Below are 26,648 nucleotides of genomic sequence, written 5' to 3'. Positions count from 1 at the left end.
CCACTGAAAATGAAACGTGATGAGTAGCACTATAGTGATAGGCATGACCGATCAAAGTTATCAGCCGACGATCGCCGGGCTGAAGGCGTTCGCCGCCGTCGCAGATAAGCGCCATTTTGGTTCTGCCGCAGAGAGTTTAGGAGTGAGTCAACCCTCGCTGTCGCAGGCTCTGGCATCGCTCGAAACCGGGTTGGGGATGAAGCTCGTGGAGCGGTCGACACGGCGTGTCTTCTTGACCAGCGAAGGTGACGCGTTGCTGCCGCGCGCCACCGCGGCGATCGAAGCGGTCGACATGTTCACCGCTGCTGCCGGTGGGGTGTCGCGGCCGTTGTCGGGTGCACTCCGGCTGGGCCTGATCCCGACCGTGGCGCCGTATGTGCTGCCGGGAATCCTTCGCAATCTGGGCGTCCAGCTCCCGGATCTGTCGCTGCGGGTTGTGGAGGATCAGACGAGTCGTCTGCTGGATGCCTTGCGCCGAAACTCGATCGACGCGGCGATGCTGGCGCTGCCCGCGGACGCCACCGGGATGATCGAGGTACCGATGTACGACGAAGACTTCGTCCTGGCGCTGCCGCACGGACACCCGCTGGCCGGGCGCAGCCGGGTTGATCCGGCCTCATTGGCCGACCTGCCGCTGCTGCTGCTCGATGAGGGACATTGTCTGCGGGATCAGGCCTTGGAGGTGTGCCGTCTCGCCGGTGTGCGCCCCGACATCGGGGCAACCCGTGCCGCATCACTGGCCACCGCGGTCCAGTGCGTCGAGGGTGGCCTCGGGGTGACCCTCATCCCGCAGACCGCTGTGCAGACCGAAACCGCTCGTGGTGCGCTGGCGATCGCAGGCTTCGCCAGGCCTCGGCCGGGGCGTCGCATCGGTTTGGTGATGCGGGCGACCAGCGGCCGCGAGGACGAATACCGCCAATTGGCACGGGTGATCACCACCGCCATCGTCGGCGCGGGGGACGGCGCGGCCAGGCCGGCCCAGGCCTAGATCGGCTCAATCAGATTGCTTGTCGAGGGATTCGAGTGCTGCCGACATCTCGTCGAGGCCGGTCAGGATCTCGCCCCAACGCCGCGTACCCAGAACCTCGGCAAGACGTGCCGCCATTGCGGCATGCTGCGGATTGATCCGGCTTACGGCCTCGAGGCCCTGTGGGGTGATCTCGACCAGCTTCGCGCGCCGGTGCACCGGGTTGGTGCGATAGGTCACCAGCCCCGATTCGCTGAGCAGGTCGGCGGTTCGTTGCACGCTCTGACGGGTTATGCCCATGACGCGGGCGATGTCCGAGACCGACAGCGGTTCATGGAGAACCGCTCCCAGCACCTGCCATCGGGTGGCTGTGAGACCGGCCGGGGCGGCCAGTGCGTCGGCGACGTTCAAGAACTGGCCGTTGAGCCGGAACGCGGTCAGAGCGGAACTGCTGAGCAATGACTGCGGGTCGCTCATGCGGTCGCTGCCATCAGGTCGTGATAGCCGGCCGGGTCGCCGCTGTACAACTTGACCCAGGCGGCGAGGGTCTCGGGGGAGTACAGGTCGAGTTCGACGAAGATCTCGCGGGCAAATGGCACCGGGTGCATGGCCGCGGCGGTGATCAGGTGGCCCGGGCGACTGCGATCCGTGACAGCCGGTGCGTCGACGTAATTGTCTGAACCGGCGTAGCCGGTCCATGCCAGTGCTTCGGCGGCGTTGCTGGTGTGCCGGCGGTCATCGAGTAGCCCGGCCTGTGCCATCGCAACCGTCGCTCCGCAGATCCCGGCAACAGGCACGCCTGCGTCGAGGAATCGGCCTGCGGCGGAGATGAACTCGGTCAATTCGCCGTTCATGTACGCGGCGGCGCCGGGCAGGATCAGCATCGCGCTGTCGGCCGGATCGAGATCGGCGAGTGCGAGGTCCGGGGCGATCCGGACTCCACCCGCGGTGACGATCGGTGCGGTGGTCGGTCCCACTGTGAGGACCCGGAAGGCGCCGGGGGCGCGCTGGTACTCGGGATTGTTGATGTGGGCCACCGCGTGACCGGTTTCCCAGTCCGCGAGTGTGTTGTAGACGGCGAGGTGGACAGTGCGTGGGGCTGGTGTCGAAGTCATGACAACATACTGTCAAAATGACAGCATACTGTCAATGTTGCGGCCATGCGGTATCGCCGTGGTCGGGCCGCTGGCACGTGCCGCAGGGAGTGGGGTCAGCCGGGGATGATCTCCATGCCCAGGAGTTCGGGTTCGTCATCGGCGGTCTCGGGCATCGAGAAGCGCGCCTCCAGTGACCATCCGTGGTCACCATCGGGATCGTCGAGCACCTGTCGGGCCAGCCATTCACCGTCGACTTCGGTGAGGCTGAACAATGCCGGGCCTCGGGCCTCCGGGCCGGCTTGTACCGGACCGTATTCGTCGATGAAATCAGCCATCTCGTCGGCCCAGTCGAGGTCGGGACAGAGCGCCTGCAGTCCGGACCAATCGCGACGGGACAGCAGATTCACATAGCGGAACATGTTGTTGCGCAACTGAACCCGGATGGCCCGTAGGTTCAGCGGGCGTCCTCCGGTCGGCGGGGCCAGGGCGTGCGGGCCGGCGGCGTCGTCCGGGTGGGTCAGCTGTTCCCACTCGTCGAGCAGGCTCGAATCGACACGCCGGACCAATTCGCCGATCCACTCGACCACGTCGTCGATCTCATCGGTTCGGGCCGCGTTGGGAATGCTCTGGCGCAGAGTCCGGTAACAGTCGGTGAGGTATCTCAGCACCACACCCTCGCTGCGCGCGAGTGAGTACCGGGAGATGAGATCGCCCCAGTCCATGCCCTCTTCGATCATCTGGCGCAGTACCGCTTTGGGGCGCGGCGGTGTGTCGATCACCCACGGATGTCCGCGCCGGTACATGTCGAAGGCCTCGAAGATGAACTCACGCATCGGCCGTGGCCAGGTGACCTCCGAGAGCAACTCCATGCGTTCCTCGTACTCGATGCCATCGGCCTTCATCCGGGCCATGGCTTCATCCCGAGCGGCTTTCTGCTGGCCCATGAGGACCGGTCGCGGATCGTCGAGTGTCGATTCGACGATGGAGATCAGATCCATCGCGTAGGTCGGAGACTCGGGATCCAGCAGTTCGAACACGGCAAGGGCAAAGGGGGACAGGGGATTGTTGAGCGCGAAATTGTTCGGCAGATCGACGGCGAGGACCGCCATGCGGTTGTACTCGTCGGGTTCGTCGAGACGCTCCACCACCCCGCTGTTCACCAGTGCCCGATACAGCTTCAGTGCCCGCAGGATGTGACCGCGCTGGCGAGCCCGGGTCTCGTGGTTGTCTTCCAGGAGATGTCGCATCGCCGTGAAGCAATTGCCCGGCCGTGCAATGACTTCCAGCAACATCGACGTGGTGACGGCGAATCGGGACCGAAGCGGCTCCGGCGGCGCGATGATGAGTTTTTCAAAGGTCGCCTCACCCCACGACACGAATCCTTCAGGGGCCTTCTTGCGCTGGATCTTCTTGAGCTTCTTGGGATCATCGCCGGCCTTGGCGACCAGGCGCGCGTTCTCGACGTCGTGGTCCGGCGCCTGCGCGACCACGAATCCGCGGGTGTCGAATCCGGCACGACCTGCGCGCCCGGCGATCTGATGGAACTCACGTGCCCGCAGGTGACGCTGGCGGACGCCGTCGAACTTCGTGAGCCCGGTGAACAGCACCGTCCTGATGGGGACGTTGATGCCGACGCCGAGGGTGTCGGTTCCGCAGACCACCCGGAGAAGTCCCTGTTGCGCCAGGCGTTCGACGAGTCGTCGGTACCGTGGCAGCATGCCGGCGTGGTGGATTCCGATACCCGCCCGCACCGTTTTCGAGAGCGTCTTGCCGAAACCGGTGCTGAACCGGAAATCGCCGATCTCTTCGGCGATGGCGTCGCGCTCGGCGCGGCTGCAGATGTTGGCGGACAACAGCGCCTGGGCGCGTTCCATCGCGGAGAGCTGGGTGAAGTGCACCACGTACACCGGTGCCCGGTCTTTGGCGATCAGATGTTCGATCGTTTCATGAACCGGCCGGGTGGAGTACGAGAAGTCAAGGGGGACAGGCCGAGTGGTGCCGGTGATCGCGGCGGTGTCCCGACCGGTCCGGCGCCGCAGATCCTCGACAAAAAAGCTGACATCACCCAGTGTCGCCGACATCAGGACGAACTGGCTTCCCGTCAGTTCGATCAGCGGAACCTGCCAGGCCCAGCCACGATCGGCTTCGGCGTAATAGTGGAACTCGTCCATGACGATCACACCGATGGGCGAGTCCGGACCCTCGCGCAATGCGATGTTGGCCACCACCTCGGCGGTGGCGCAGATGATCGGTGCAGACGGGTTGACCGACGCATCGCCGGTGAGCATCCCGACGTTCTCCGCGCCGAACTGCGCACAAAGGTCGAAGAACTTCTCGCTCACCAGGGCCTTGATCGGTGCCGTGTAGAAGGCGCGCTTGCCCTGTGCCGCCGCGAAGTAGAGCGCACCGCTGGCCACGAGCGACTTTCCCGAGCCGGTCGGCGTGGACAGGATGACGTTCGCTCCACCGGCGAGTTCGATCAGCGCTTCATCCTGATGCGGGTACAGATCGATTCCCCGGTCGGACCACCACGCGGTGAAATCGGCGTACAGCTCATCGACGTCCGGCTCGTGGTGGTCCGGGAAAGCGAGTGGGGTGGTCACTGACCGGCGTCGTCTCCGGGCTGGTCGCCATTACCTTCGGTGTCGGGTGCGCGGTGATCGCCGCCGCCGCTGTTGTGATCGGCGAGGAAGCGTTCGAGTTCGGCGCCCAGTTCGTCGCCGGTGGGCAGATCGCCCTCGGCGGCGAGCAGGGATGCCTTCTCCCGCTGAGCCTGTGTGAAGGTGTCGTACTGGGTTTCCAGTGCGGTCACGACCGACTCGACTTCGTGGTTACCGGAGATCTCTTTGTCGACCTGGTGGCGGACCTTCTCTGCCGCGTTGGCCAAAGCCGCCATCGGCAGATCGAGACCGGTGACCTCGCCGAGGCATTCGATCAGCTTGTGTGAGGCCGCCGGATAATCGGCCTGGGCCAGATAATGCGGCACATGCACCGACAAACCGGCGGTCGACATCCCGTGCTCACCGAGTCGCAACTCGAGCAGCATCGACGCGCTGGCGGGGATCTTGAGTTCGGAGCCCCACCGGGGAAGTGATTCGATCAGCCCTTTGTCGTTGCCGTGGGCGGTGATCGTCGACGGCCGGGTATGGGGGATGCCCATCGGTATCGCGTTGAGACCGATCACCGATGACACACCGAACTGATCGGCCAAACCGGTGACCGCCGCCACAAAACGCTCCCAGCGCAGATCCGGCTCCGAACCGGCGAGCAGCAGGAAGGGCTTACCGCCGTTGTCGCGGATCGCGTGCAGGGTCAGCTCAGGCATGGTGACAGCGGTGAACTGCTCATCGGAGAAGGTCATCTGCGGGCGCCGCGAGCGGTAGTCGATCAATTCGTCGGCGGAGAACGTGGCGACCAATTCTGAATCGAGACTCTGTCGCAGGTGATCCGCGGCCAGCTTGATGGCGTGGCCGGCGTCGGCGAATCCTTCGAGTGCGTGGATCAGCACCGGACCCTCGCCCTCGTCACCAGCCAGCTGTGGTGCCGGGAACTCGAGTTCATAGAGCGTGGATTTGTCGTCCATGGCGAACCTCCTTGCTGCCTGGTCGTGCGGTCGTATCCATTCATTGTCCCTCATGATCACCGACAGTCCCAATCCTTGTGCCCGGCAGGCCATTGGTTCTACGTCCGGGAAGACCCCTAATGGGACAACAGACCAAGTCGCGATGCGATTCCCTCCTGGCGGTTCGCCCTCGGCGAACGGCAACCGATGCATGCATGGTCATCCGGGCATATATAAGGTGAATACGGTTCGAGTCCGCAAAATCGGCAGGCAAACCTGACCCCGATCGGCTCCGACCGACAGATCCTGACGGAAACATTCAGTGCGTCGAAAGGTTGTCATGGCAGAGCAGGTGCGTGGTGTGGTGTCGTCGGGCAAGGGCGCCCCGACCACGATCGAGACGATCACCATCCCGGATCCGGGGCCGCGGGATGTAGTCGTCCGGATCGTTGCGTGCGGTGTGTGCCACACGGACCTGGCCTACCGCGAAGGTGGGATCAACGACGAATACCCCTTCCTGCTGGGCCACGAGGCCTCAGGTGTGGTCGAGACCGTCGGTGATCAGGTCTCGATGGTGGCCCCTGGCGATTTTGTGGTGCTGAACTGGCGTGCGGTGTGTGGTGTGTGCCGCGCGTGTAAGCGTGGACGTCCGCAGTATTGCTTCGACACCTTCAACGCGAGCAAGCCGATGACGCTCGCCGACGGCACCGCGCTGACCCCCGCGCTCGGTATCGGTGCCTTCGCCGACAAGACCCTGGTTCACGAAGCTCAGTGCACCAAGGTGTCCGCCGACGCCGATCCGGCCGTGGTCGGACTGCTCGGTTGCGGCCTGATGGCCGGAATCGGCGCGGCGATGAACACCGGTGGTGTCACCCGGGGCGACAGCGTCGCGGTCATCGGCTGCGGCGGCGTGGGAGATGCTGCGATCGCCGGAGCCCGCCTGGCCGGGGCGACGAAGATCATCGCGGTCGATCGCGACGCCCGCAAACTCGAATGGGCCACCGACCTCGGTGCCACCCACACGATCGACGGTTCGAAGGTCGACGACGTTGTCGCCGCGATCCAGGAATTGACCGGCGGCAACGGCGCCGACGTGGTGATCGACGCCGTCGGCCGCCCAGAGACCTACAAAACCGCGTTCTACGCCCGCGATCTGGCCGGAGTCGTGGTCCTGGTCGGTGTGCCCACCCCCGAGATGACCCTGGAACTGCCGCTGGTCGACTTCTTCTCCCGCGGTGGAGCGCTCAAGTCGTCCTGGTATGGCGACTGCCTGCCCGAACGTGACTTCCCGATGCTCGTCGACCTGTACCAGCAGGGCCGGTTGCCGCTGGAGAAGTTCGTGACCGAGCGGATCGGTCTGGCCGACATCGAATCGGCATTCCACAAGATGGAGGCCGGCGAGGTGCTGCGTTCGGTGGTGGTCCTGTGAGCGTGCGGGTGCAGAACGTCGTCACCTCGGGCCAGTTCAGCCTCGACGGCGGCACCTGGGACGTCGACAACAACATCTGGATCATCGGCGACGACTCCGAAGTGGTGATCATCGACGCCGCCCACGCCGCGGCACCGATCATCGATGCGGTCGGTGGGCGGACGGTCAAGGCAATCGTGCTGACCCACGGTCACAACGACCACATCACCGCAGCGCCGGAACTGTCGAAAGCTGTTGATGCACCGATGTTGCTGCATCCCGGCGACACGATGCTCTGGGATCAGACCTACCCCGACATCACTCCCGACGGTGAACTGGCCGACGGACAGAAGATCAGCGTGGCCGGAACCGATCTGGTGGTGCTCAACACCCCGGGACACTCGCCGGGCTCCTGCGCGATCTACGTTCCCGAGCTCGATGTCCTGTTCTCCGGGGACACGCTGTTCTCGGGTGGTCCCGGTGCCACGGGCCGGTCGTTCTCGGATTTCGGAACGATCATCGAGTCGATCCGGACCAAGATCCTCACCCTGCCGGCGGAGACCAACGTCCATACCGGACACGGTGATTCGACCGCGGTTGGCGAGGAAGCCCCGCATCTGGAGGAATGGATCAAGCGCGGCAGCTAGTGCCAGGCTAACTCTCGATCGCCGGTGGCGAACTCATCCGGGTGACCAGGGTTTGCACCCGGTCGACGTTGATCTCGCCACCGGCCGACAGTGCCGCTGCCACGTTCTCCAGTTCGGTGACCGCGGAATCCGATTGGGCAACAATCGATTCGCGAATCCTGCTCGGTGACGCGGCGGCGGCGATCAGTCGATTGTCCAGATCCGTGGCCGCGAGCTCGATCCGAACGCGCGCGTCGATGCGAGCGCCGTCGTACTCCAGTTTCGGATCGGACCGCAGCAGGGCGAGGGCATCACGGATCCGGCGGTGCAGCCGGGCTTCGGGGTCGTGGGAGCCGGCCCACGACGCCGGTGCGTTGGTCGGTTGACCGGGAATGATCTCGTTCGATGCCTGCGCCGTCGCCCGGATTCGCCGGGTCATCACGAAGACTCCGGCGACCGCTGCCACGCTCGCGATGAGAACGATCACCACGACCACGGTGATCATTTGGCAGCCTGCCAGGCCAGGACGACACCGACGATGAGGATGAGCGCCGCGAGCACGGCGAACACGATCTTGACGGTGCTCCACGGCCGCTGTCCCTGGACCTCGCCGGTGACGCCGTTGATGAACACCTGAAACGGGTTGCCGGCATAGACAACCGTGAGCAGCCAAATCGGTAACAGCACATGCTTGAACGTCAGCGCGTTGTACCTCGTGTCCGTCTGGCTGATGCGTTGCTTGTCGCCGCCGATGTCTTGCCGGATCGCAGCATCGATACCGGCGTTGATGCGTTCCTGGGCCACCGGGAAACACTGGTCGGCATCGTGATCGTAGGTGCGGCAGAGATGTCCGGCGACGAACTCCGGACTGTACGGGGTGGCCTGGGCGGTCGGCCACGGTTCGAGTGCATGCACGCGCTCGGTGTCGAACCCGGTGTTGGCCAGCACCGCGACGTCGTCGAAGGTGCTGCGCACCACGCCCGACCGATGCCGCCACCGCGTCCTGGTCTCGGTGCGGCGATTGTCACCGCTTCCGGTGGTGACCGTGTAGGTGTCGCCGCGCATCCCCGTATACGACGTCGTGGTGTCGGCGTCGTATGTGAAGTACGCGGCGTAGATGCTGGTGAAGGCGCCCAGTTCTCGGTACTTCTTGAACTCGGTCGGCGCGAACCAGCGGCTGTGGATCCACTTCTCGATGACCTCACGGCCCTGCTTGTCGTCCAACCGGAACGGCAGGATCCCGTCGACGGGCAATCGCAGCGGTGCATCGTGGATGTCGTCCCGCTGGATCGGGGTGGCGCAGTACGGGCATCGGCTGGAGGTCAGGGTGCCGCTGAATGTGCTTCTGCCGCCGCAGCTCTGGCAGACGATCTCCCGCTCGGTCACCGCAGCCGCCGTCGGGTGCTCGGTGGCCATCAGCCCGCGCAGCTGGGTCATCGTCGACTGCAGATCATGGTCGATCACCCGGCGCTCCGGATCGATGACAATCGCGTGTGACCGGCCGCAACTGAGGCACAACAGGTTTTGTGTCGCCGGGTCGAAAACCAGTGCGGCACCGCAGCTGTCGCAGGGGTAGGTACGGGTCTGTTCGGTGACCTGGAACATCGCCCGCAACGGGTCAGTCGGGCCTTGCTGCGGCGTCGGCGGCAGAGGCGGCAACGGTGGGGGTGGACCGTCTGCTTCTTCACTGCTGTGGTCGGGCAAGGGCGGTGGGAGATGTGAGTCGGTCATGTTCCTAGGCCGGCGGGTTGTTCGGGAGCGGGGGAGGCGTGCTGAAGAGCCCGGACAGGGCGGGTACGGTTCCGGCTGCCGCCCAGCCGGGCATGCCTTGGTTCCAGACCAAAGTCGAAGCGTTGAACTGGCCGGATGCGGCCGCGGCCTGCAGTTGGGCGATGGAGAACGGTCCCGCCGCCTGCCCGCCGTTGTCGATGTGGAACGTCGCGGCGCCAGGTAGTGGCGGCGGTACGGACGCCGGTGCCTGTTGCGCGCCCTGACCGGCGAACTGGCCGGCCATCTGGCTGCCGAGTGCCACACCCATCCCGGCCGACATCATGTCTCCCATGGCGCCACCACCCGGATTCTGCGCCGCCGCGATCATCGCGTCGGCGGCCTTGCCCTGCTGATAGCGACCGAGATCGCCGACGTTGTTGAGGAATCCGCTCTCCTCCACACCACGGGCCACACCCCGTGTCATCGCACTGGTGATCTCGTCGGGCAACGAGATGTTCATCGTGATCGAATCGACGGCCAGCCCGAACTCGTCGTCCACCTGCTCGTTGACAAACGTGCGGAGCTTGTCAGACAACTCGACCTGGCGACCCTGGAGATCGATGACTCCCAGGCGCGTTTCCATGATCATGTCCGAGAACGCCACTGTGATCACTCGGCGGATCAGTTCCGAGATCTCGTCGACATCGACCGAACTGTCGGTCCCGATGACCTCCCGCAGAAAAACTTCGGGGTCGGCGACACGAACGACACACAGACCGTTGGCGCGGACCTGGACCATCGTGAAATCGGGGTCGCGGACCGTCACCGGATTGGGGGTACCCCAACGCAGATCCGTGACCGGGCGGGTGTTGATGAAGTAGACCTCGGAGCGGAACGGGCTGTTGAATCCGTGCTTCCAGCCCTGCAGGGTGCTCAGCAACGGCAAGTTCTCGGAGGTGAGGGTGTAGTGCCCGGGTCCGAACCTGTCGGCGAGCTTGCCGCGGTAGACGAAAACCGCCTGCTGACCTTCACGGACGATGAGTTCGGCCTCGTTCTTGATCTCATTGTTGTAGCGGGGGAAACGCCACGCCAACGTGGAGCGTGAATCGTCGATCCATTCGATGATGTCGACGAGCTCACCTTTGATCTTGCCGATGATCCCCATATTCGGTGCTCTCCCTAGCGATTCGGTTGCTACAGCGGAGTCTAGTGCCGCCGCGTCGAACTTCCCCTGCATTCTCCGGCGTTCGATCGACACCCGGCGCGTTCCGCCCGAATCTCCGCACCCGGCAGATCCGGTCCGTGTCGCGCACGGCAATGGGGTGGTCGCGGTGGCACAGTGGCCTGGTGAGTCGGGTGTGTTCCGCGCGGATGAAACCGCACTGGGTGGTGTTGGTTGCGATGGCGGCTGCTGTTTCCGTGGGCGGATGCACAAGTGCGGTCAGCGGTGATCCGGTCGCAGCACCGGTGAGTGCCGGGTCCACCACGAGCCCGGGGGCGTTCCCGTCTCAGGACGTCGACGTGCGTGAGAAATCGGTGACCGCTGCGGACTTCCCGCCGGGGTACGACGCCACCGTGGTGCCTTCCGGCGATCTGGCCGCGGTCCTGGCCGATACCGCCGGTTTTCCCGTCGGTTCGATGGTGACCCCGTCGACCTGTGCGCCCACACCGCTGCCGGCGACATCCGACGAGGCGATGGCGCTGGTCGCGACGGGTGCCGCCGCCAACGCGGGCATACTCAGTGCCATCACCGTGCTGACCGATTCGCCGTTGTCGGAGCTCGAAGCCCAACTCGAGGCCTGCCCGACTTACACCACCACCGGCGGAGGTGCCACCGCGACGGTGACCACCACTGTCCTGCCGCCCTCGCCCGCGCAGTCTCAGGAATCGCTCGCATTCCGGCGGGTCACGGCGTCGGGGGCGATGACCCAGACGATGACCGGCCTGGTCGCTCAGAACGACGGCGTGCGGGTCTATGTGACGGTCATGGCGCCGGGGTCGGGTCCGGTACCCGACGGCGCCGCACTCGACGCGTTGTACACCACCGCCGTGGCGCGCTCCCGCGGCTGAACCCCCGGGCTGTGCACGGGCCCACGCAGGGTGGACAACTCGCGCCTGCGCACGATCGGTGACGATGTCGGGTCGGCCGCGGGCCCGACCATCACCACATGACATCTGACAAATACACAACATCGGTATCCGGTCCGGGCGCACTGATCACCGCGATCCCGGCCCTGCTCGGCTTCATCCCGGAGCGGTCGCTGATCCTCGTCACCTTCGACGGTGACGGGACCGAGATCGGCACGACGATGCGCCACGACCTCACCTTCGGCGACGACGGCGTGCCCACACCCGCGATGCTCGGGGTGATCGAGCATCTCGCCGCGGTCTGCGAGTCCTACGAGGTGGTGCGGGTCGTGGCCGTCATCGTCGACGACACCTATCCGATCAACTCCGACGAATACCGGCGGCTCGCCGCTGTCCTCCACCGCCGGTTGCCGGCGACCGGCGGCCTCCACGGAGCCTTCGTCACTGCCTCGATCACGGCCGGTAGTCTGTGGCAGACGGTGTGGGACAGCAGATCTGGCGAAGATCTGGAATGCGGATGGTCCGCCGACGGATGGTCGGGCATGCCGCCGGACTTCGGTATGGAATCAGGTCTGGTGGGTGACCCGCTGATCAGTCCGGTGGCCGTGGCCCGGGCGGTGACCAAAGGCCGGCGCGTACTGGCCACCCGCGATGAGATGGCCGACCACCTGGCGCCGCTGCCGCATTGCGGTGACCCGGACTGTGATGCGCACGCCGAATCGGCGGCGGACGATCTCGCCTACCGCGATCTCGCGGCCGACCGGGCCCGGCTGAACTCGGACTCCATGTCCGGCGAATCGGGTGCGGTGGACCAGACGTTCATCGCCCGGAAGGTGCTGGAGGACAGTGCGGGTGCATTCGGAGACGCCCGGACGCCGCTGGACGTGGTTGTCGACCACATGCGTCGGCTGCAGGAGCGGCAGGATCTCGAGTTCGCCCTGTCATTGATCCGCCGGGGCGGCTCCTGCGAGCTGACCTGCGACGAACTGCGGGTCCTCGACAAGGCGCTGCGCGAACTCTACGTCCGGGACGCGCTACTGGCCTTGGCGGTCACCGCCCTGTGGACCGAAGCCGAGCGGGTGTGGGTGACACTCTGTCGCCGGCTCCGTGGCCGAGGTCAGGCGGCCGCTGCGACCCTTCTGGGATTTGTGCACTATGTGCACGGCAACGGAGCAATGGCCGGCACCGCATTCGACCTCGCGCTCGAAGCGAGCCCCGGATACTCGATGGCCGCGTTGTACAGCGACGCGCTGACCCGGGGAATACCGCCGCAGGTGATCGGGCAGTGTGCCCAGACCGGCTACCTCGTCGCCCGGTCGCTGGGTGTGGATCTGCCCGAGCCGGTGATGAACCCGGCGGCCTGACCAGATCCGGCCCTGATCACACCGCAGAATGGGCGCGTTCGCCGAGCGCGCGGGTGTACTCCCACGCATCGGCGACGATCACCGACAGGTCGGTCTTGGCTGGATACCACCCGAGCTCGGCGATGGCCTTGTCGCTCGACGCGATCAGCACCGCCGGATCTCCGGCCCGCCGTGGCGCATCCACCACCGGGATCTCCAGGCCGGTGACGTCTTCGACGGCCGAAATGACTTGCCGCACAGAGAAACCGGTGCCACTTCCGAGGTTGAAGATCTCATGGCGGCCGGCAACGGCCGCTTCGAGCGCCAGGACGTGCGCCTGCGCGAGATCCTCGACGTGGATGTAGTCGCGGATCGCCGTGCCGTCGTCGGTGTGGTAATCGGTGCCGAACATCTTGATGTGCTCGCGGTGACCGAGCGCCACCTGGAGGACCAGCGGGATCAGATGCGTCTCGACCACACGGTTCTCACCCGCGCTGCCGTAAGCCCCGGCCACATTGAAGTACCGCAGACTGGTGGCCGCGAGACCGTGGGCGTGGGCATATGACGTGATCGCGTGGTCGATGGCCAACTTGGTGGCACCGTACGGATTGGTGGGACGGGTGGGTGCCGATTCCAGGATCGGGACCGACTCCGGCTCACCGTACGTTGCCGCGGTGGACGAGAAGACCAATCGCGGCGTACCCGACGACCGGATCGCCTCGAGCAGCGAGAGCGACTCGACAACGTTGCCGTACCAGTATTTCTCCGGTTGCTCGACGGATTCGCCGACGAGCGATTGTGCGGCGAAATGCAGGACACCGTCGAAGGGTTGTGCCGTCAGGACACCGGCCGCCACATCGCGGACGTTGCCCTCGACGAACACCGCACCCTCGGGAAGCGCGTCCGCATTCCCGGTCGACAAATTGTCGACGATGGTCACGTCGTGGCCGTGTTCGATCAGGACGCGGGCGCAGACGCTACCCACGTAACCGGCACCGCCGGTGACAAGGAGTCTCATTGAGGTCTGTTGTCAGACTTTCTCGACCTGGACCGAATGCGCCATCTCTTCCGAGAGCAGCAGACCGGTGTGCCCCGGTGTGCTGATCACGATCGAATCCGGCGACACCGTGATATTGACGCGGGCGCTCGGAACGACGCCGGCGTCCTGAAGCGCACTGATCAACTCCGGGTCGGCCTGTGCGTGCTCGGACAACCTGCGCACGATCACCGCAACCGGCTCACCCTGCGGCAGATCGGAGATCCGCGTCATCGGGGTCGGCGTGCTGGTCGGCGAATAGCCCAACTGTTCCAGTCCCGGAATCGGATTTCCGTACGGCGAGGTGGTCGGATGATCGAGGACCTCGAGTAGCCGGCGCTCGACGTTCTCACTCATCACGTGTTCCCAGCGGCACGCCTCGGCGTGAACGTCCTCCCACGGCATCCCGATGACGTCGACCAGCAGACGCTCCGCGAGCCGATGCTTGCGCATGACCGAGGTGGCGAGATTGCGGCCCTTGTCGGTCAACTCGAGATGGCGGTCTCCGGCAACGAGTACCAAGCCGTCGCGCTCCATCCGCGCTACGGTTTGTGACACGGTGGGTCCGCTTTGTTCGAGACGCTCGGCAATACGCGCACGCAGCGGAACGATGCCTTCTTCCTCGAGGTCGTAGATTGTCCGGAGATACATTTCCGTCGTGTCGATCAGTTCGTTCACGATCCCCATCCCTTTCGTCTGGACCCAGGTTACCTGTCCGGAACAGTGAAGTCGGTAACCCTAAGAAGGTCGTGGGTCACAGTGCCTGCGGGGTCGGGCAGGCCACTAGGCTCGGGTTCATGAGCATTCGGTCACATACGTCGGATCCCCAGCCCGCGGCAGTGATCTGGAGCGACGAATTCCTGCGGTACCGATGGACGCCTGCGCACCCCATGAACCCGGTCAGGCTGGCGCTGACGATGTCGCTGGCACGGTCGCTGGGAGTGCTCGACGGCGTGGAGACCCGTCCGCCCCTGCCGGTGGACGACAGGCTGTTGCAGACCGTGCACACGTCCTCTTACCTTGACGCGGTCCGGGCCGCGTCAAGGATCGACGACCACACCAAGGGCGCAGCGCACCTTCTCGAGCGCTTGTTCGGTATCGGCAGTGCCGACAATCCCGCCTTCGAGGGCATGCACGGCGCGGCCAGTGTGCTGGTCGGGGGAACGATGGCCGCCGCGGCGGCCATCGCGTCCGGGTCGGTGCAGCGTGCCGTCAACATCGGCGGCGGTATGCACCACGCGATGCCCGGGCACGCGGCCGGTTTTTGTATCTACAACGACTGCGCGGTCGCGATCCGGTGGCTCCTCGATCAGGGTTACGACCGGATCGCGTATATCGACATCGACGCCCACCACGGTGACGGGGTGCAGAAGGTCTTCGCAGCGGATCCGCGGGTGCTGACGGTGTCGCTGCACCAGCATCCGGCAACCCTGTGGCCGGGGAGCGGCTGGCCCGAGGAGGTGGGGGAGCACGACGGCCGGGGAACCGCGATGAACATCGCCCTGATGCCGGAGACGGGCGACAAACTCTGGCTACGGGCCTTCAATGCGACCGTCCCCGGTGTGATCGAACACTTCCGGCCACAGATCATCGTCAGTCAGTGCGGTGCCGACAGTCACGTCCGCGACCCGCTGACCGACCTGTCGCTCACGGTCGACGGCCAGCGGGCCGCGATACTCGCGATGCGCGACCTCGCCGACAAATACTCCGAGGGGCGATGGCTCGCGGTCGGGGGCGGTGGATACGGGATCGTCGACGTGGTCCCGCGCAGCTGGACCCACCTGATCGCCGCGGTCACCGACAACGACATCGCACCCGACACCGTGATCGACGAAAGTTGGCGGGAGGCAGCCACAATCGAAGGGCAGCTGCTCGATGAGTCGCTCCGGAGTGATCCGGCACTCACAATGACCGACGGTGGCGATCTGGACTATCTGCCGTGGGATGGTGATGGTGGAGGCCCGCTGATGGACGGTGTCACCGAGGCGGCGCAAACCCGCCTGGACGCCACCATCACGGCGACGCGCCGAGCCGTCTACCCGCTGTGCGGTCTAGACCCGGAGGATCCCCGTGACTGAGAACACTGAGAACGGCAAGTCTGACGTCGGCACCTCCGATCTCGGCAAGTCCGAGCCCGAGAGCGTGCCGCCCGATCAGCGTGGACCACACGACTATCCCCGCCATTGGATCGCCGACGTGCTGGCCAGCGACGGTGGCGTCGTCCATCTCCGGCCCATCGTTCCCGAAGACGCCGAGGCGCTGGTCAAGTTTCATTCCGGGCTGTCGGAGCGGACTCGCTATCTGCGATATTTCGGTCCCTTCCCGCACATCCCCGCGCGGGAACTGGCCCGGATGACCACGGTCGACCACTACACCCGGGTCGCGTTCGTGGGTGTCCTCGGCGGCGACATCATCGCCATCGGCATCTACGAGGGACTCGGTGCGAGCGGCAAGGCCACCACGGCTGAAGTGGCCTTCGTCGTTGCCGATGAGCACCAGGGCCGCGGGCTCGGTCCGGTCCTGCTCGAACACCTCGCGGGGGCGGCGGCCGAATGCGGATTCGAGAAGTTCGAGGCGGAGGTACTCGCGGAGAACCCGAACATGGTCGCGGTGTTCCGCGACGCCGGATATCAGCTCCGACGGAGCTTTGACGGCAGCACCATCCACGTGGAGTTCACCATCGACCCGACCGAGGCCCTGCTGTCGGTGCGCAACGCCCGCGAGCGCGGCTCCGAGGCGCGTAGTGTCGCCAACCTGCTGCGTCCCGGTTCGGTGGCGGTGATCGGCGCTTCCGTGGACCGACTCAAGGTCGGAAATGCGGTGCTGGCCAACGTGATTGCGGGGGGATTCACCGGCCCGGTCTTCCCGGTCAACTCCGAACACCGGGCGGTCCGGGGTATCCGCGCCTACTCGACGGTGCGCGACATCCCGGACCCGGTCGACCTCGCGATCGTGGCGGTGCCGGCAGACGCCGTCGAAGAGGTCCTCGACGACTGTCTGCACAAGGGTGTCAAGACCATGCTGGTGCTCTCCGCCGGATTCGGTGAGACCAGTGATTCGGGGCTCGAGTCGGAACGGCGGCTGGTCGAATCGGTCCGGGAACACGGCATGCGCCTGGTCGGTCCGAATGCGCTCGGGGTGGTCAACACCGATCCGGAGATCTCTCTCAATGCCACCCTCGCCCCGCACGTGCCCGGTCGCGGTGCGGTGGGATTCTTCTGCCAGTCCGGCGCGCTGGGCATCGCGATCCTGGACACGGCCGCCCGCCGGCAGCTCGGGCTGTCGACGTTCGTCTCCGCAGGCAACCGTGCCGACGTCTCGGGCAACGACGTATTGCAGTACTGGGACACCGACCCCGAGACCGAAGTGGTGCTCCTGTACCTGGAGAGTTTCGGTAACCCGCGAAAGTTCACGCGGCTCGCGCGGCGGGTCGCCAGTGGCAAGCCGGTGGTGGCGGTGAAATCGGGCCGCGGCGCGGTACCCCCGGCGATGGCGGCGGCAGATCATTCGCTCGACGACGCGAGTACCCGGGCCCTGCTGGCCCAGGCCGGTGTCATCCAGGTCAGCACCATCGGCCAACTCTTCGACTGCGCAACGGTATTCGCCTATCAGCCGTTGCCCCGGGGACCGCGGGTGAGCATCGTCGGCAACTCGACGGCACTCGGTGTGCTGGCGCAGGAGGCGGGCAGTCATTTCGGGCTGCAGGTTGTCCAGCGTGTCGATCTCGGTCCGGCCGCCTCACCGGAGTCGTTCGAGGAGGCGGTCCGGACCGCGGCCGCCGATGACGACGTCGACGCGCTCATCGCGGTGTTCGTGCCGCCGGTCGCGGTCAGCGTCGACCGCTACGCGCAAGCCCTGATGACCGGGATGTCCGGGGCCGACAAGCCGGTGGTGACCACCTTCCTCGCGGTGGAGGGAATCCCGCAGGGCCTCACCGTTCAGGGGAAGTACGGGACGCCGGCGCGCGGCTCCATCCCGTCGTACCCGAGTCCGGAACGGGCCGCCGAAGCACTTGGTCACGCCTGGCGGTACGCGCAGTGGCGGTCCCGGCCGGCGTCGCAGGTCGTCCGTCCGGCCGATGTGGACCCCGACACCGCGCGGCACCTCGTCCGGGAGGCCGTGGAGCGAGCCGGCGGCGCGGTCATCGAGCTCGATCACCAGGTCACCGCGGATGTCCTGCGCTGCTACGGAATCGAGATCGTACCGTTCCGTGAAGTCAGCACGGTTGCCGAAAGTGTCGCTGCGGCAAATGAACTGGGCTACCCGGTCGCGGTGAAGGCGTTCTCCGAGGTGTGGCGCGGACGCGCCGATCGCGAGGGCGCCCGGCTCGATCTGCCCGATCAGCATTCGGTGGAACTAGCTGTGGTGGAACTCGCCGAGGTGACGGGGGAGTCCCGATTGCACGTGCAGCAGATGGCCCCGAAGGGGATCAGCACCGTCATCCGGGTACGCGACGATCCGTCGTTCGGTTCACTGATGTCGTTCGGGCTTGCCGGCGTGACCAGCGATCTGCTGGGGGACCGCGCGTACCGGGCGCTGCCGTTGACCGAGAACGACGCGGCAGATCTCATCGCGGCGCCCCGGTCGGCGCCGCTGCTGTCCGGGTACGGCGGATCCGAACCCGTCGACAAGAGCGCACTCATCGATCTGGTGATCAGGATCTCGGCGTTGGTCGACGACATTCCGGAGACACGGGATGTCGTGTGCGATCCGATTCATGCGACACCTCGCGGTGTTGCCGTGCTGGCCGCCCGGATCGCCGTGGGGCCGGTGCCGACCAAACACGATTCCGGTCCTCGCCGGCTCTGACGTGGACCTGACATCCACCGAGCCCTGCTGCCAACCGGGCCCGGACATGGATCAGCCGCCACCGACTGGATCTGGTGGCGGCTGATCTCGCATTCGAGCGTGGTTCAGCTGGCGTAGGCGCGCAAACGCTCGGCCCGATCACCCTGACGGAGCTTCGACATGACCTCGCGCTCGATCTGGCGAACGCGTTCCCGGGAGAGCCCGAACAGGCGGCCGATCTGGTCGAGGGTGCGCGGCTGACCGTCGTCGAGGCCGAAGCGCAGGCGGATGACCTGCTGTTCCCGCTCGTCGAGGGTGGCCAGGACGGTCCGGACATCGCTGTGCAGCAAACCGGCGATGACGGCGTTCTCGGCGGACGTTGCCTCTGCATCCTCGATGAAGTCGCCCAGAGGGGCCTCTTCGTCGCTGCCGACAGGCATGTCCAGGCTCACCGGGTCACGGCTGTGGTCGAGGAGGTCGGCGATCTTCTCCGCCGGGATACCCGACTCCGACGACAACTCGTCGTCGGTGGCCTCGCGACCGAGCTGCTGGTGCAGTTCACGCTTGATCCGGGCCAGCTTGTTGACCTGCTCCACCAGGTGGACTGGGAGCCGGATCGTGCGGCTCTGATCTGCCATGCCGCGGGTGATCGCCTGACGGATCCACCAGGTCGCGTAGGTGGAGAACTTGAAGCCCTTGGCGTAGTCGAACTTCTCCATCGCGCGGATCAGTCCGAGGTTGCCCTCCTGGATGAGGTCGAGGAGGGGCATTCCACGGCCGGTGTAGCGCTTGGCCAGGGAGACGACCAGACGCAGGTTGGCCTCGAGGAGATGGGCGCGTGCAGACTCACCTTCGCGGATGAGCGTGGCCAAGTCCTTCTTCTTCACCGCGGACAGCCGCTTGCGGGTGGCGAGAACGTGCTTGGCGTACAGACCGACCTCGATCTGCTTGGCCAGTTCGACTTCTTGTTCGGCGTTGAGAAGTGCGGTGCGGCCGATCCCGTTCAGATAAACCCTGACGAGGTCCGCTGCCGGGCTTTGCGCATCCAGGTCCTGCTCGGTCATCGGCGGACGGATGGTTGTGGTGGGGCTGGACATGTCGGCCTCCTCAAGTGCGGTTGCTTTCACACTGTTCAACGGAGGGGCCGGTCCAGATAGTTCCGCACCGGTTCCCGGCCACGAGTCCTGTGACCTGCAGCTTTCGAGAAGCGGTCTGAGAAGTTACTGAGAGTGTACTGAGGTTTTCCGGCTGGACTGATCCCAGCGGGCCGGCAAGACGATGCCGTGGCGGATCAGACCCCCGACCATGTCGCGTACGGCAGCGGTGTCGATGCGCTCGTCGCCGGTCGCGACGGCCAGCAATTCGGTCACCTCGTCGAGGCAGAGACCATCCGGGTTGAGGCCGGCGAGCAGCGATTGCCCGAGCTGGTCGATCTCGTGGCTCCACCGCGGGCCGTCAGGGCGGTGGATGCGCGTGACCACGCCTTCCCAGCCACCTTCTTCGGCCAGCGTCGATACCTGCTCGAGGGCGACACCGTCGGCCACCGAGAGCTGCTCCTCGCCCACGTCGTGGTTCCGCAACCAGGCGACCCGGCGCAGGTAGTCGGCAGCCTCGGCGCCGAGTGGATCCTCGAAGGTGTGACTGAGTTCCTCGGCCAGCAGGTCGGTGGGCTCGTCGGTGCGGCGCAGGAACACAAAACCGAAGCCGATGCCGCGGACACCCGCCTCGTCGAGGTGGGACAACCAGCGATCTGCCATCTCCGCGGAGGCCGGATCACGCGGATCGTGCCCGGCGTCGCGCAACCACGCACCCACGTACAAGGCCGGATCGGCCACATCGCGTTGCACCACCCAGGCGTCGACGCCCTCGTCAGGGATCCACTCCGCGATCCGCTCACGCCAGTCGTCGCCGGTGATGACCCACGAGGCGAGCATCGTCGCGGTTCCGCCCTCGCTCAAGAACTTTGGTGCGGTGCGGCACATCAGTTCACTGGCGCCGTCGAGGTCGAGTCCGGAGTCGCGGTAGGTGTGGGTGACCTTCGGCGGCCCGACCACAAACGGCGGGTTGGCGACGATCTGATCGAACTTCTGGCCACCCACCGGGCCGAACCACGCGCCTTTGAGGAGCGAATACCGGGACTCGTCGATGCCGTTGATGGCCATGCCGGCGCGTGTCATGGCCAGCGAACGGTCGGTGATGTCGGTGGCCGTGACGTGCCCGGCGAAATCGGCGGCGTGCACGGCTTGCACACCACAACCCGTTCCGACGTCGAGCAGGCGACCGACCGGCGCGGTGATCGTGGCACGCAACAACGACAGTGAGGCGTGGCCGACACCGAGAACATGGTCTTCGGTGATGCTGTGACGCCGCAGGGTGCCGTCGAGATCGGAGAACAACCATCGGTTGCCCGCACCGAAGTCGAGCGGACGCAGGTCGATCGCGGCGTGGAGGCCGCGGTCGTCGCGCGCCACGATGCCGTGCCGCAGTGCGTCGTCGACCGACACCGGCCGCAACGCAGCCGCGACCTCAGATTCCGAACAGGTGTCGCCGAGCAGGAACAGACGGACAAGGACCCCGAGTTCGCCGCCGTCGGCGCAGATCCGGCGGGCCGGGACCGGTTCGCCGCGCCCGAGCGCTTCGTGTGCGTGGTCGCCGAGCAGGCGCAGGACACCGTCAGTGGTGTAGCCGGCGCGCAGGAATGCCTCACGTAGGCCGTCAGCCTGGGTGTACAGGGCGGCCGCTGATTCAGAAATGGTCACTCTTCGCGTCGATCGATTCCGTGGAAATCGCTGCCGTCGGTCAACTGTCGCGAGTACGGACCGCTGTATTTGTAGTGGAGAACTTCGTCTTTGGCCCGCGGTGGACGATCGTTGGCCATCAGTACCGCAACCCAGGGGATCGGGATGGACAACACGATCACACCGAGTGCGAGCAGGCCATTCTGGGTGGTCGCATAGACGATCCCCGCAATGACCAGTGCCGGGACACGGAAAGCCATCAAGGTCAGGTACCTGCGTACGCGTGCGCGATGCTGTTCTTCCAGGGAGGTCTGTGCCTCGGTGATGAGAAACGTTTCGGGCGCGTGATCTTTCGAACCCACGCCCTTCACTATCCTCTTTTCGCCTCGGAGCGGCCACCTCGGGTCGACATCGGCCCTTCTATCTGCCCTCCTTTCGCCTCGCAGCGGCCACCTCGGGTCGATATTGGCCCGATCGGCCAGGCCGATGCAGAATTGACCCCATGGATACGCAGACACTCGACAAGCCGGACGTCACCACCGACGAAACCACCGAGGACGACACACCGAAATTCTTCCACTACGTGAAGAAGGACAAGATCGTGGAAAGCGCCGTGATGGGCAATATCGTGGTCGCGCTGTGTGGTGAGACCTTCCCGGTCACGCGTTCGGCCAAGCCGGGATCACCGGTCTGCCCGAAGTGCAAGAAGATCTACTCGCGGATGAAAAAGGGCGACTGACGCCTCAGAGCTGATCTGCGCGCCTCACGCCTGGGGCGGTGAGCCCTGATTGTCGGACCGATCCGGCTTCTGGATGGGGCCGGCCTTCTTCTGGATCGGACCGCTCTGCAACCAGGGTGGTGAAGCCCGGAGCTGGTCGGTGATATCGCTGGTCTGCTGGGACACCCAGTCGCGCATCTGGTCCATCTTGGTGGGGTTGGCGGGCCACAGCTGCTGCACGATCGAATTGAACTCGGCGCCTACGACGATGGCGAAGCCGAGGAAGAACGTGAACAGCAAGAACGCGATCGGTGTGGCCAGCGCGCCGTAGCTGTACCCGGTCTGGGTGATGGCCGCCAGGTACAGGCGCAGAAGCGCGCTCGCACACCAGAACACCAGCCCGGCGAGCAACGCGCCCCAGACCAGCCGGTGCCAGGGCAGTGGTTTCGCCAGAGCCACCCGGTAGAGGGTGGTCAGGCCGACGATCAGCAGGAGTGCCACTGCCGGGAAGTAGCCGTAGTTGATGGCCACAGTGGTTGCCGGATGCCACGAGTCGGGGATGACGTCGCGAACATAGGTCGGTCCGAGCGCGACCAGCGGCAGCGTCAGCACCGCCAAGACCAGGAAACAGATGTACAGCCAGAGGGCGAACAGTCGCTGGGTGACAGGGTGGCGGACGTTGTGCTGGCCGTGCGCGGCCACGATCGAGTCGACAAAACTCGCCATGGCCGACGACCCGGCCCACAGGGACAGCAGAAAGCCCAGCGAGATCAGGTCGGCGCGACCACTGACCAAGACGCCGTCGACTGTCGGCCGGATGATCTCGTCGACCACGTTCTGGCTGAAGGTGCGCTCCGAGAAGCTGATGATCCGGTCCGAGATGATCTCTTCGGTGTTCGGGCCGAACCAATCTGCGATAAACCCCACAGTTCCCAGCAATCCCAGGAGAAGCGGGGGCAGCGACAACGTCTGCCAGAACGCGGCCTGCGCCGCCAACGCGAAGATCGAGTCGTCCCAGGACTTCGTGATCGTCCTCCACAGCATGAAGGGAAGGTGTTTCATGATCGCCGAAAACGTGGGCTTATCTGCGGAATCCCCACCGGTCGGCGTCGACGGCGTGGGGTCAGGCGAAGAATCGGGGGCCGGCCCGGTTGGTGCGTTGATGATGTCCAGCATTACCGAACTTCGGGCGGGATGCCCGCCGCCGCGCCGCGGCAGTGACACCCGCCGCGCCGCGGCAGTCACACCGACCGTGTCGCCGGTTCGAGGTAGCATTCTCCGGGTGCCCGGCCACTGCAGCGCATCGTCGCCGGACCGACCGCCGGGCCGCCCGATCGACCTCGTCGAACGGTGCACCACTGTTCAAACATCAACTGCGTCAAGGAGTTGTGCTCTGTCGTGACCCGACCCACAGCCGTTTCCGAGCCATCGACAACCACCCCGGCCCCGGCGCCGGCCGGGTCGTCGCTACGGACCTGGCAGCGACGGGCGCTGACCAAGTACCTGTCGGCCGCACCGAAGGATTTCCTGGCGGTGGCCACCCCTGGGGCCGGTAAGACCACCTTCGGCCTGCGTATCGCCGCCGAACTCCTGGCCGACCGCACCGTGGATCAGATCACGGTCGTCGCACCCACCGAACACCTCAAGCACCAGTGGGCCGGTGCCGCGGCGCGCGCGGGCATTGCCCTGGATTCGAACTTCAGCAACTCCGCGGGCCAGACCAGCTCCGACTTCAACGGCGTGGTCCTGACCTACGCGCAGGTCGCAGCGCACCCGACGCGGCACCGCGTCCGAACCGAGAATCGCCGGACACTGGTGATCCTGGACGAGATCCACCACGGCGGTGATGCAAAAAGCTGGGGTGATGCGATTCGTGAGGCCTTCTCTGACGCCACCCGGCGGTTGTCGCTGACGGGCACGCCCTTCCGATCCGACGACAGTCCCATCCCGTTCATCACCTACGAACCCGAGCCAGGCGGTGGCGCCCGATCGGTCGCCGACTACACCTACGGCTATTCCGACGCCCTCGCCGACGGCGTGGTGCGCCCGGTGGTGTTCCTGGCCTATTCGGGCGAGGCGAGCTGGCGCAACAATGCGGGCGAGGAGTTCACCGCCAGGCTCGGCGAGCCACTCTCCGCCGAACACACCGCGCGCGCTTGGCGCACGGCACTCGACCCGCACGGTGATTGGATCCCGGCGGTCCTGCAGGCAGCACACACGCGCCTTAGGCAGCTGCGCAGTACCGGGATGCCCGACGCCGGCGGTCTGGTGATCGCCACCGATCAGACCGTCGCGCGCGACTACGCCGAACTGCTGCAGGCGATCACCGGGAAGATGCCCACGCTGGTTCTCTCGGACGACCCGAAGTCGTCCAGCCGGATCGCCGAGTTCAGCGAGTCCAAGGACGAGTGGATGGTCGCTGTCCGGATGGTGTCCGAAGGTGTCGACGTTCCGCGGCTGGCCGTCGGCGTCTATGCGACCAGCGCGTCCACCCCGCTGTACTTCGCCCAGGCCATCGGCCGCTTCGTGCGATCGCGGCGACCGGGCGAGAACGCCAGCGTGTTCCTGCCGTCGGTGCCGGTGCTGTTGCAGTTGGCCAGCCAGCTCGAGGCGCAGCGCGATCACGTGCTGGGCAAGCCGCACCGGGAATCCGACGGCCTCGACGATGCATTGCTCAACGAAGCCAACAAGCAAAAAGACGAGGCCGGCGAAGACGAGAAGGGATTCGAGTCCCTGCACGCCGATGCCGAACTCGATCAGGTCATCTTCGACGGGTCGTCGTTCGGTACCGCGACGTTCTCGGGTAGCGACGAAGAAGCCGACTACCTCGGTCTGCCGGGTTTGCTCGATGCCGACCAGGTGCGCGACCTACTTCGCAAGCGGCAGTCCGACCAGGTGGAGACCCGCAGCGCCGACGCAGTTCCAACGCCCCCGGTCGACCGGGCGCCGTCGGTGGGCAAACAGCTGACCGCCATGCGCCGCGAGCTGAACAGCCTCGTCGCGATGCACCACCATCGCACCGGGAGGCCGCACGGCCAGGTGCACAACGAACTCCGCGAACGCCTCGGCGGTCCGCCCACCGCGATGGCCACGGCCGAACAACTGCAGGAGCGCATCGATGCCCTGCGCAAGTGGAGCTGATCGAGGACCGACCCCCACATACAACTCTGCCGCGGTTCATCGGAAGTGAACCGCGGCAGAGTTGTTTGATTCAGACGTTAGACGAGCTCGTCCTCGGACGTGGTCACAGTCGCACCCATGTCAACAAGTCGTGCTTCGTGCTCGTTGAAGTGGTGACGGCAGAACAGGAGCTCCCCACCCGTGGAGAGCGTGGCGCGCACTCGTGCCGCGGCGCCGCAACGATCACAGCGGTCAGCAGTGGTCAATGGCATGGCGATCGGGGGCGTGGTGATGGTGTCTGACATTTTTCCTCCGTCCCGGGCCTGCGTGGCGCGGTCCCTTCGCGAGCTAACACACCGGGGTGGTGTATCCAGCTCTCACTCTCTCAGACGATTTGCGAATCGTCTTTGTTCCCGAGGTCGTCCGGGTGTGTCGTCACTCACCCGTAACAGCTGACCTGCGATCTGCAACATTCGTAACCCGCGAGGTGTGATGTATATCCCACCCGCATCGGACCTACAGTGTGTCAATGCCGCGTGTCGACCGATCGATCTCGCGGTCCGCGGGACGAATCTCGCTGGTGCCCGCACTTTTTGTCATCGGGGCGATCTGCCAATACGTCGGCGCCTCGATCGCCGTTCCGATGTTCGACGAACTCAATCCCGCCGCGGTGGCCTGGCTGCGGACGCTGGGTGCCGGTGGCGTGCTGCTGGCGATCTGGTGGCCGCTGGCCGGGTGGCGCTGGCCGCGGACCGGTGTGTCGTTCGGGCGGAGGCGCCTACTGATCGCCTCGGCCTTCGGTCTGGTCACGCTGGGCATGAACGTGGCGTTCTATCTGGCGATCGATCACATCGATCTCGGTGTGGCGGTGGCCATCGAGTTTCTCGGCCCGATTGTGGTGGCGGCGAGCGGCTCGCGGCGGATCGCGGACGGAATCGCCGTGCTCGCGGTCCTGATCGGCGTGGTCCTGCTGAGCGGAGCCAGCTTCTCGGGATCACCGGTCGGCGTGGTCTTCGCGTTGCTCTCCGCCGCATTGTGGGCCGGCTACATCCTGATCGGCAAGGTGGTGTCGGGCGACGGGACATCGGAATTGCCGTGGCGGGACGGGATCGACGACCTCGCGATCGGGTTGTCGGTGGCCGGGGCAATCTGCGCGCCGCTGGTGATCGGTGTGACCACCACCATCGACCACGGCGTGCTGGGGGACTGGCGGATCCTGACGCTCGGCGTCGGCGTGGGAGTGATGTCCAGTGCGATCCCGTACCTGCTCGACCAGATCGTGCTGGTGCGCCTGACCCGCGCGCGGTTCGCGCTTCTGCTGGCGTTGCTTCCGGTGACGGCTGCGGTTGTCGGGGCGGTGATGCTCTCCCAGATACCATCTGCCGCAGAGTTGTGCGGCATGGCGCTGGTGATCGCCGCAATCGTTTTCACAGCTCGCGACGACGTC

The 26,648-nt window shown here is 65.7% G+C and carries 24 protein-coding genes; 10 read left to right on the top strand and 14 right to left on the bottom strand.

Features of this window, described 5'->3' with window-relative positions; translation table 11 throughout:
* Window positions 1-43 precede the first annotated feature (43 nt).
* Window positions 44-988: a hydrogen peroxide-inducible genes activator gene (locus VIQ49_RS03875; RefSeq protein WP_331880976.1), complete on the top strand. Its 945-nt coding sequence runs from the start codon at window positions 44-46 to the stop codon at window positions 986-988.
* A gap of 6 nt (window positions 989-994) precedes the next feature.
* Here VIQ49_RS03875 and VIQ49_RS03870 read toward each other — a convergent pair whose 3' ends face one another.
* From VIQ49_RS03870 to VIQ49_RS03855, 4 genes are all read right to left on the bottom strand, one after another.
* On the bottom strand, window positions 995-1,444 hold the full coding sequence (locus tag VIQ49_RS03870) for a MarR family winged helix-turn-helix transcriptional regulator (RefSeq protein ID WP_331880974.1): 450 nt from the start codon (window positions 1,442-1,444) through the stop codon (window positions 995-997).
* Window positions 1,441-2,082, bottom strand: coding sequence for a DJ-1/PfpI family protein (locus VIQ49_RS03865; RefSeq protein WP_331880972.1), 642 nt, complete (start codon window positions 2,080-2,082; stop codon window positions 1,441-1,443). Before VIQ49_RS03865 ends, VIQ49_RS03870 begins: the two co-directional genes overlap by 4 nt.
* 95 nt (window positions 2,083-2,177) lie before the next feature.
* A complete protein-coding gene (locus VIQ49_RS03860; protein WP_331880968.1) occupies window positions 2,178-4,667 on the bottom strand; it encodes a DEAD/DEAH box helicase in 2,490 nt (829 codons plus the stop codon).
* Window positions 4,664-5,701, bottom strand: a complete 1,038-nt coding sequence (locus tag VIQ49_RS03855) for a PAC2 family protein (RefSeq protein ID WP_414731569.1) — start codon at window positions 5,699-5,701, stop codon at window positions 4,664-4,666. Before VIQ49_RS03855 ends, VIQ49_RS03860 begins: the two co-directional genes overlap by 4 nt.
* 265 nt (window positions 5,702-5,966) lie before the next feature.
* Between VIQ49_RS03855 and VIQ49_RS03850 the strand changes: the two genes are divergently transcribed.
* Both VIQ49_RS03850 and VIQ49_RS03845 read left to right on the top strand, forming a co-directional pair.
* Window positions 5,967-7,055, top strand: a complete 1,089-nt coding sequence (locus VIQ49_RS03850; RefSeq protein WP_331880964.1) for an S-(hydroxymethyl)mycothiol dehydrogenase — start codon at window positions 5,967-5,969, stop codon at window positions 7,053-7,055.
* Window positions 7,052-7,681, top strand: coding sequence for an MBL fold metallo-hydrolase (locus VIQ49_RS03845; protein ID WP_331880961.1), 630 nt, complete (start codon window positions 7,052-7,054; stop codon window positions 7,679-7,681). The genes VIQ49_RS03850 and VIQ49_RS03845 overlap by 4 nt, the downstream gene beginning before the upstream one ends.
* Window positions 7,682-7,688: 7 nt before the next feature.
* Here VIQ49_RS03845 and VIQ49_RS03840 read toward each other — a convergent pair whose 3' ends face one another.
* The 3 genes from VIQ49_RS03840 to VIQ49_RS03830 are packed head-to-tail and all read right to left on the bottom strand — an operon-like array spanning window position 7,689 to window position 10,535.
* Complete coding sequence (locus VIQ49_RS03840; protein ID WP_331880957.1) at window positions 7,689-8,165, bottom strand: hypothetical protein; 477 nt, start codon at window positions 8,163-8,165, stop codon at window positions 7,689-7,691.
* Window positions 8,162-9,391: a hypothetical protein gene (locus VIQ49_RS03835; protein WP_331880954.1), complete on the bottom strand. Its 1,230-nt coding sequence runs from the start codon at window positions 9,389-9,391 to the stop codon at window positions 8,162-8,164. Before VIQ49_RS03835 ends, VIQ49_RS03840 begins: the two co-directional genes overlap by 4 nt.
* A gap of 4 nt (window positions 9,392-9,395) precedes the next feature.
* Window positions 9,396-10,535, bottom strand: coding sequence for an SPFH domain-containing protein (locus VIQ49_RS03830; RefSeq protein WP_331880951.1), 1,140 nt, complete (start codon window positions 10,533-10,535; stop codon window positions 9,396-9,398).
* Window positions 10,536-10,717: 182 nt separating this feature from the next.
* On the opposite strand from VIQ49_RS03830, the gene VIQ49_RS03825 reads away from it, so the two are divergent.
* Both VIQ49_RS03825 and VIQ49_RS03820 read left to right on the top strand, forming a co-directional pair.
* The gene (locus VIQ49_RS03825; RefSeq protein WP_331880949.1) at window positions 10,718-11,440 is read left to right on the top strand and encodes a hypothetical protein; all 723 of its coding nucleotides are present in this window, start codon (window positions 10,718-10,720) and stop codon (window positions 11,438-11,440) included.
* A gap of 98 nt (window positions 11,441-11,538) precedes the next feature.
* Window positions 11,539-12,822 (top strand): DUF4192 domain-containing protein, encoded by a 1,284-nt coding sequence (locus VIQ49_RS03820; protein WP_331880946.1) that lies wholly within the window; start codon window positions 11,539-11,541, stop codon window positions 12,820-12,822.
* Between the two features lie 16 nt (window positions 12,823-12,838).
* Here the strand turns inward: VIQ49_RS03820 and galE are convergent, their stop codons facing one another.
* Both galE and VIQ49_RS03810 read right to left on the bottom strand, forming a co-directional pair.
* Window positions 12,839-13,819 carry a UDP-glucose 4-epimerase GalE gene (galE, locus tag VIQ49_RS03815; protein ID WP_331880943.1) on the bottom strand — a complete coding sequence of 327 codons (981 nt, stop codon included), beginning with the start codon at window positions 13,817-13,819 and terminating at the stop codon, window positions 12,839-12,841.
* Between the two features lie 12 nt (window positions 13,820-13,831).
* Window positions 13,832-14,515, bottom strand: coding sequence for a metal-dependent transcriptional regulator (locus tag VIQ49_RS03810; protein WP_331880940.1), 684 nt, complete (start codon window positions 14,513-14,515; stop codon window positions 13,832-13,834).
* A gap of 119 nt (window positions 14,516-14,634) precedes the next feature.
* Here VIQ49_RS03810 and VIQ49_RS03805 point away from each other — a divergent pair, with 119 nt between their 5' ends.
* Window positions 14,635-15,915 (top strand): acetoin utilization protein AcuC, encoded by a 1,281-nt coding sequence (locus tag VIQ49_RS03805; RefSeq protein ID WP_331880937.1) that lies wholly within the window; start codon window positions 14,635-14,637, stop codon window positions 15,913-15,915.
* The gene (locus VIQ49_RS03800; protein WP_414731568.1) at window positions 15,908-18,646 is read left to right on the top strand and encodes a GNAT family N-acetyltransferase; all 2,739 of its coding nucleotides are present in this window, start codon (window positions 15,908-15,910) and stop codon (window positions 18,644-18,646) included. The genes VIQ49_RS03805 and VIQ49_RS03800 overlap by 8 nt, the downstream gene beginning before the upstream one ends.
* Window positions 18,647-18,750: 104 nt before the next feature.
* On the opposite strand, the gene VIQ49_RS03795 is transcribed toward VIQ49_RS03800, so the two are convergent.
* From VIQ49_RS03795 to VIQ49_RS03785, 3 genes are all read right to left on the bottom strand, one after another.
* Entirely contained in the window at window positions 18,751-19,722 is a 972-nt protein-coding gene (locus VIQ49_RS03795; protein WP_331880933.1) for a sigma-70 family RNA polymerase sigma factor, read from the bottom strand.
* A 123-nt stretch (window positions 19,723-19,845) separates the two neighbouring features.
* A complete protein-coding gene (locus VIQ49_RS03790) occupies window positions 19,846-21,384 on the bottom strand; it encodes a DUF7059 domain-containing protein (protein ID WP_331880931.1) in 1,539 nt (512 codons plus the stop codon).
* Window positions 21,381-21,734 carry a DUF3099 domain-containing protein gene (locus tag VIQ49_RS03785; RefSeq protein WP_331880928.1) on the bottom strand — a complete coding sequence of 118 codons (354 nt, stop codon included), beginning with the start codon at window positions 21,732-21,734 and terminating at the stop codon, window positions 21,381-21,383. The genes VIQ49_RS03790 and VIQ49_RS03785 overlap by 4 nt, the downstream gene beginning before the upstream one ends.
* 131 nt (window positions 21,735-21,865) lie before the next feature.
* Here VIQ49_RS03785 and VIQ49_RS03780 point away from each other — a divergent pair, with 131 nt between their 5' ends.
* Window positions 21,866-22,102: a DUF3039 domain-containing protein gene (locus VIQ49_RS03780; protein ID WP_331880926.1), complete on the top strand. Its 237-nt coding sequence runs from the start codon at window positions 21,866-21,868 to the stop codon at window positions 22,100-22,102.
* Between the two features lie 24 nt (window positions 22,103-22,126).
* On the opposite strand, the gene VIQ49_RS03775 is transcribed toward VIQ49_RS03780, so the two are convergent.
* On the bottom strand, window positions 22,127-23,257 hold the full coding sequence (locus VIQ49_RS03775) for a YihY/virulence factor BrkB family protein (protein ID WP_331880924.1): 1,131 nt from the start codon (window positions 23,255-23,257) through the stop codon (window positions 22,127-22,129).
* Window positions 23,258-23,479: 222 nt separating this feature from the next.
* Here VIQ49_RS03775 and VIQ49_RS03770 point away from each other — a divergent pair, with 222 nt between their 5' ends.
* On the top strand, window positions 23,480-25,222 hold the full coding sequence (locus VIQ49_RS03770; RefSeq protein WP_331880922.1) for a DEAD/DEAH box helicase: 1,743 nt from the start codon (window positions 23,480-23,482) through the stop codon (window positions 25,220-25,222).
* A 77-nt stretch (window positions 25,223-25,299) separates the two neighbouring features.
* Here the strand turns inward: VIQ49_RS03770 and VIQ49_RS03765 are convergent, their stop codons facing one another.
* On the bottom strand, window positions 25,300-25,506 hold the full coding sequence (locus VIQ49_RS03765) for a DUF7455 domain-containing protein (RefSeq protein ID WP_331880920.1): 207 nt from the start codon (window positions 25,504-25,506) through the stop codon (window positions 25,300-25,302).
* 224 nt (window positions 25,507-25,730) lie between these two features.
* On the opposite strand from VIQ49_RS03765, the gene VIQ49_RS03760 reads away from it, so the two are divergent.
* Window positions 25,731-26,648 (top strand): EamA family transporter (locus tag VIQ49_RS03760; protein ID WP_331880918.1); only part of this gene is annotated, 918 nt, incomplete at its 3' end.

It is taken from the genome of Williamsia sp. (assembly GCF_036566845.1).
GTDB lineage: Bacteria > Actinomycetota > Actinomycetes > Mycobacteriales > Mycobacteriaceae > Williamsia.
Note: the sequence above shows the minus strand (reverse complement) of the source record. Positions and strands in the feature narration are given on the sequence as shown.